Below are 3,331 nucleotides of genomic sequence, written 5' to 3' on the forward strand. Positions count from 1 at the left end.
CCAATCCAGGTAAATTATTAGTTCGCTCATATTCCTTCAGCTCTCCCCGGTATCAGTTGAATAGACTTACCGCACTCATTGCCCCAGGTATCCCACCCGTGCAACTCCTTCCTTGAAAATAACTCGATGCGCTTCACATCCCCATAAAGCATTTCCAGCCGGTTTCGAACTTCCCACGGCTTTTCGCTGTGGTGACCAAGCGGCGAGTAAACTACTTGCTTAATGCTGGCGCTCAGCCGCTCCAGCCCGTGCCCGCGCACGGCGATCAACACATCTTCCGTATTCGCCCTGGTATAGTTCCCGCCATTCATCCGTGATTGCTCATTCAGCAGGGTTAGGAAATCGTAAAAATCCTGCACCTCACCGGCGGCCAGAGCCTTGTTAATGTGCTCTTCGGCCAGTTGGTTTAGCTTTACCCAGGTGAACCCCTTCATCGTGCGCACCTGGAAACCCCACGCTTCCGCAAGTTGCTTAGCTTCATCATTGAAATTACCGGTGTACCACAAACACAAGACTGAGTTTTCAGCCGCAATAGACCACACTGGTAGCCTCTTAAGCTCTGTCATGCTCATTGTTACATAGTGATTGTCTGCCGCCCCGTTGCTGGCCTTGTTGCTGTACTGCCACGGCGGGTCGCAATAGATAAGCTGGTAGTCGCTCATGCCGCATTCCTTTTCCGCCGTTCGTCAATCTCATGGTCATCCCGGCAGTCAGCATCACAGAACAACCCGCGAGTAATTGCCCGGCGGCACTCATAAAAGTGGCAGCGCCCGGTAAATGTCATTTTTGGCTTGCGATTGGCTATTCCGATTTTGATGTTGAGTAATTCAAGTTTTTGAGCCTGGTCGATTTCATCGCACATTACGCTACCTCATCATTTACCGGTTCTGATGTGAAATCTTTCAGCGCCTTTTCGCAGGCAAGGCTGACGCGGGTAATATGCTGCTGCATGGCTTGTAGTGATTCGATGTCTGATTTCATAACGCCGCGCATAATCAATGCAGTAATAACTTGGCTAAGTTTTGGGTAATAGCCGACAGCTTTTTCATAAGTCTGTCCGGCATATTTACTCTCTTTGCCAAACACATTTTTCTGGCTGAGGGTGAACTGATATTCATCACTCGTGATGACGTAGTTTTCTATTTCTATACGCATAGGGATACTCCAGATAGTGAAATCCGTTTCTGTGAGTCCGTGGTGGGTGATTAACGCTCTATAAATTTCTTCTCGCCATTTACCCACCCTTCCTGATAATCCTCTTCAGGTGGAGTGGTCATTACGGCAAACCCTTCAACATCAGACCAATTCATATTATTTTCGGCCCAATCTTCTATATCTTCTTCATGAGAAATTTCTAAATCGTTATTGGCTGCGTGAGTTTGAATTACATGAACCGGAACGGCCCACTTGCTGCCGTCAGGCATAGTGATTTCTAAGTGCTGCATAGGTAACCTCTGAATTTAGGCAATAAAAAACCCCGCATTAGCGAGGTTTGTTTGTTAGGTATTTGGTATTAAGACTTGGCGCCCTTAATTGCGGCTATAATTTTTTCTTCTTCTGTTAAAGATGAGGATCTTGCAAAATAATATGTTTTCCCATCAATGACTAACTCCTCAATGGGCATTGATAGTAACGGTGATGCACCATTTTTAGCAGAATAAGTAACAGAGGTGGTGTCATCGCTTACTTCAATATAGTCAATCTTTCCATGTTGCAACAAAACAGTAATATGTTTACTCACCGAAAATCCTCCAATAAAAATCAGGGAATTAACGATACACTTCGCTGCACATGAGCACAACGTTGGGCTTGCGCTCTTTAAGCTGAGTTGATACGACTTGGCATTCGGATTGAGTAGGGTAGATATCTTCGGTAACTGGTAGGGCGTTGCAACTATCGTTAAAGCAGGAAGTAATGAGAAGAACAAAGCCGATTAGCATTTATCCTCCGCTGGCATTCCGTGATTGGGGTGAAACCCTCGTTCCCGCTCCGCCTGTTTACGGGCGGCGACAGCATTACTGATGTCATCATAATACCCAATACTCTTTTCTTTCCCATCGACAACAATTATTGAATGCCATTTCCTTGAAAACTTATTCCAGTAAACGCCAATGGTTCCACTGGTGTTATTAGATGGTCGGGTTCGATTCTGATTATTTTGTTTGTTGGTGACTACTCGCAGGTTATTTAGCCTGTTATTCACACGATTGTGGTCGATATGGTCAATCTGCATTCCTTCTGGTATAGGGCCATTATGCATTTCCCATATGATTCTATGCACCCTGTATGGCTTCCTATTTAGCGTTACTTGTAAATAACCTTTCCCATTGGAGAATCCAACAGGTGTACCAATTCGAGCCTTGTATCGAGATATTTTGTTCAGCAATAACCCAGTTTCGGGCTCGTAGATAAAGTATTCATGCCAATCCATTATTCACTCCTCTACCGTGAAGCCGGCTGCTTTGATTGCTCGCACCGCACAGGCCCGACTCATGACCGTTGACGAACTCAACACAACCGGCTTACTCAGCTTCTCGTTTGCCGCTGATAACTCGGCTTCTGCTTTCTTCGCTCTTTCACCTGTAGCAATAAGAACATTGACCATTTCGCAGATTAAATCTGTGTCTGCTAGCTTGTGCCAGTCAGCATCATCTTGTGCCGCTGCTTCTCCGATAGCACGCCAGTCTATTAGCTCTTTCTGTACCGCTTCCAGCTGGGCTATCAGTGCGTCTAAATCTGGCATTGGTACGGTTAACTGGTCAGATCCGTATGACTTGGCTATTTCAAACTTACTTTTAAGGCGAGCAATTCTCAATTCTTCGATATTCCTATCCATCATGCCTCCTGCTTGCGACGTGAGCCTTTGTATTCAGGCTTTGGCTCATGCTGTGGTTTGCAGATTGTGTGCTTTAAAATCTCAATCCAATTTTTTCTAGAATTAATCACCCATCCCCCGCCTTCAGTATCGAAAAAATTTTCATCCACAGGGACGGCAAGACGCTCCAGCAATTCGCACGGAACGGCAATAGTGTCGCATCCTGAGTTGTAATATCTGATTTGAGATAAAATTTTGTCCTCTTCATAACGCCCAGCAGACTCTATTTTCCCTCTATATCCAGCGTTGTTTTCCGCCCACAAAAGTATGTAGCGGCTATGGCGCATAGTGTGATTTACGCTGATGACAAAATATTCCTTCGCCATATCAGTCACCTCAAAACGAATCGATAATCAGATAAGCAATACCCGCACAACAGATAGCGAGTATTACCGACAATATTAAAAGCCACTCGGATGGAGTGGCTCTGTATTGGAGTGCCTTGTTGATGGCTTC

Annotated in this window: 8 protein-coding genes; all 8 read right to left on the reverse strand. The window is 45.4% G+C overall.

Features of this window, described 5'->3' with window-relative positions; translation table 11 throughout:
- Positions 1 to 26 precede the first annotated feature (26 nt).
- The 8 genes from DBA33_RS19970 to DBA33_RS20005 all read right to left on the reverse strand — a co-directional run bounded on the left by DBA33_RS19970 (position 27) and on the right by DBA33_RS20005 (position 3,201).
- Positions 27 to 662: an MT-A70 family methyltransferase gene (locus DBA33_RS19970; RefSeq protein WP_120807084.1), complete on the reverse strand. Its 636-nt coding sequence runs from the start codon at positions 660 to 662 to the stop codon at positions 27 to 29.
- Entirely contained in the window at positions 659 to 862 is a 204-nt protein-coding gene (locus DBA33_RS19975; RefSeq protein WP_120807085.1) for a hypothetical protein, read from the reverse strand. The genes DBA33_RS19970 and DBA33_RS19975 overlap by 4 nt, the downstream gene beginning before the upstream one ends.
- Entirely contained in the window at positions 862 to 1,155 is a 294-nt protein-coding gene (locus DBA33_RS19980) for a DUF5405 family protein (protein ID WP_049556518.1), read from the reverse strand. Before DBA33_RS19980 ends, DBA33_RS19975 begins: the two co-directional genes overlap by 1 nt.
- A gap of 50 nt (positions 1,156 to 1,205) precedes the next feature.
- Positions 1,206 to 1,445: a hypothetical protein gene (locus tag DBA33_RS19985; protein WP_240442740.1), complete on the reverse strand. Its 240-nt coding sequence runs from the start codon at positions 1,443 to 1,445 to the stop codon at positions 1,206 to 1,208.
- Positions 1,446 to 1,513: 68 nt separating this feature from the next.
- Entirely contained in the window at positions 1,514 to 1,741 is a 228-nt protein-coding gene (locus tag DBA33_RS19990) for a hypothetical protein (protein ID WP_120807086.1), read from the reverse strand.
- 192 nt (positions 1,742 to 1,933) lie between these two features.
- On the reverse strand, positions 1,934 to 2,431 hold the full coding sequence (locus tag DBA33_RS19995; RefSeq protein ID WP_120807087.1) for an HNH endonuclease: 498 nt from the start codon (positions 2,429 to 2,431) through the stop codon (positions 1,934 to 1,936).
- A 3-nt stretch (positions 2,432 to 2,434) separates the two neighbouring features.
- Positions 2,435 to 2,839: a hypothetical protein gene (locus DBA33_RS20000; protein ID WP_162975251.1), complete on the reverse strand. Its 405-nt coding sequence runs from the start codon at positions 2,837 to 2,839 to the stop codon at positions 2,435 to 2,437.
- Entirely contained in the window at positions 2,836 to 3,201 is a 366-nt protein-coding gene (locus DBA33_RS20005) for a hypothetical protein (protein ID WP_120807089.1), read from the reverse strand. Before DBA33_RS20005 ends, DBA33_RS20000 begins: the two co-directional genes overlap by 4 nt.
- Positions 3,202 to 3,331 lie beyond the last annotated feature (130 nt).

Source organism: Yersinia sp. IP36721 (assembly GCF_003634395.1).
GTDB lineage: Bacteria > Pseudomonadota > Gammaproteobacteria > Enterobacterales > Enterobacteriaceae > Yersinia > Yersinia entomophaga.

Coding starts and splice junctions, on each gene's coding strand:
- DBA33_RS19970 (WP_120807084.1), bottom strand. CDS start 662: ATGAGCGACTACCAGCTTATCTATTGCGACCCGCCGTGGCAGTACAGC.
- DBA33_RS19975 (WP_120807085.1), bottom strand. CDS start 862: ATGTGCGATGAAATCGACCAGGCTCAAAAACTTGAATTACTCAACATC.
- DBA33_RS19980 (WP_049556518.1), bottom strand. CDS start 1,155: ATGCGTATAGAAATAGAAAACTACGTCATCACGAGTGATGAATATCAG.
- DBA33_RS19985 (WP_240442740.1), bottom strand. CDS start 1,445: ATGCAGCACTTAGAAATCACTATGCCTGACGGCAGCAAGTGGGCCGTT.
- DBA33_RS19995 (WP_120807087.1), bottom strand. CDS start 2,431: ATGGATTGGCATGAATACTTTATCTACGAGCCCGAAACTGGGTTATTG.
- DBA33_RS20000 (WP_162975251.1), bottom strand. CDS start 2,839: ATGATGGATAGGAATATCGAAGAATTGAGAATTGCTCGCCTTAAAAGT.
- DBA33_RS20005 (WP_120807089.1), bottom strand. CDS start 3,201: ATGGCGAAGGAATATTTTGTCATCAGCGTAAATCACACTATGCGCCAT.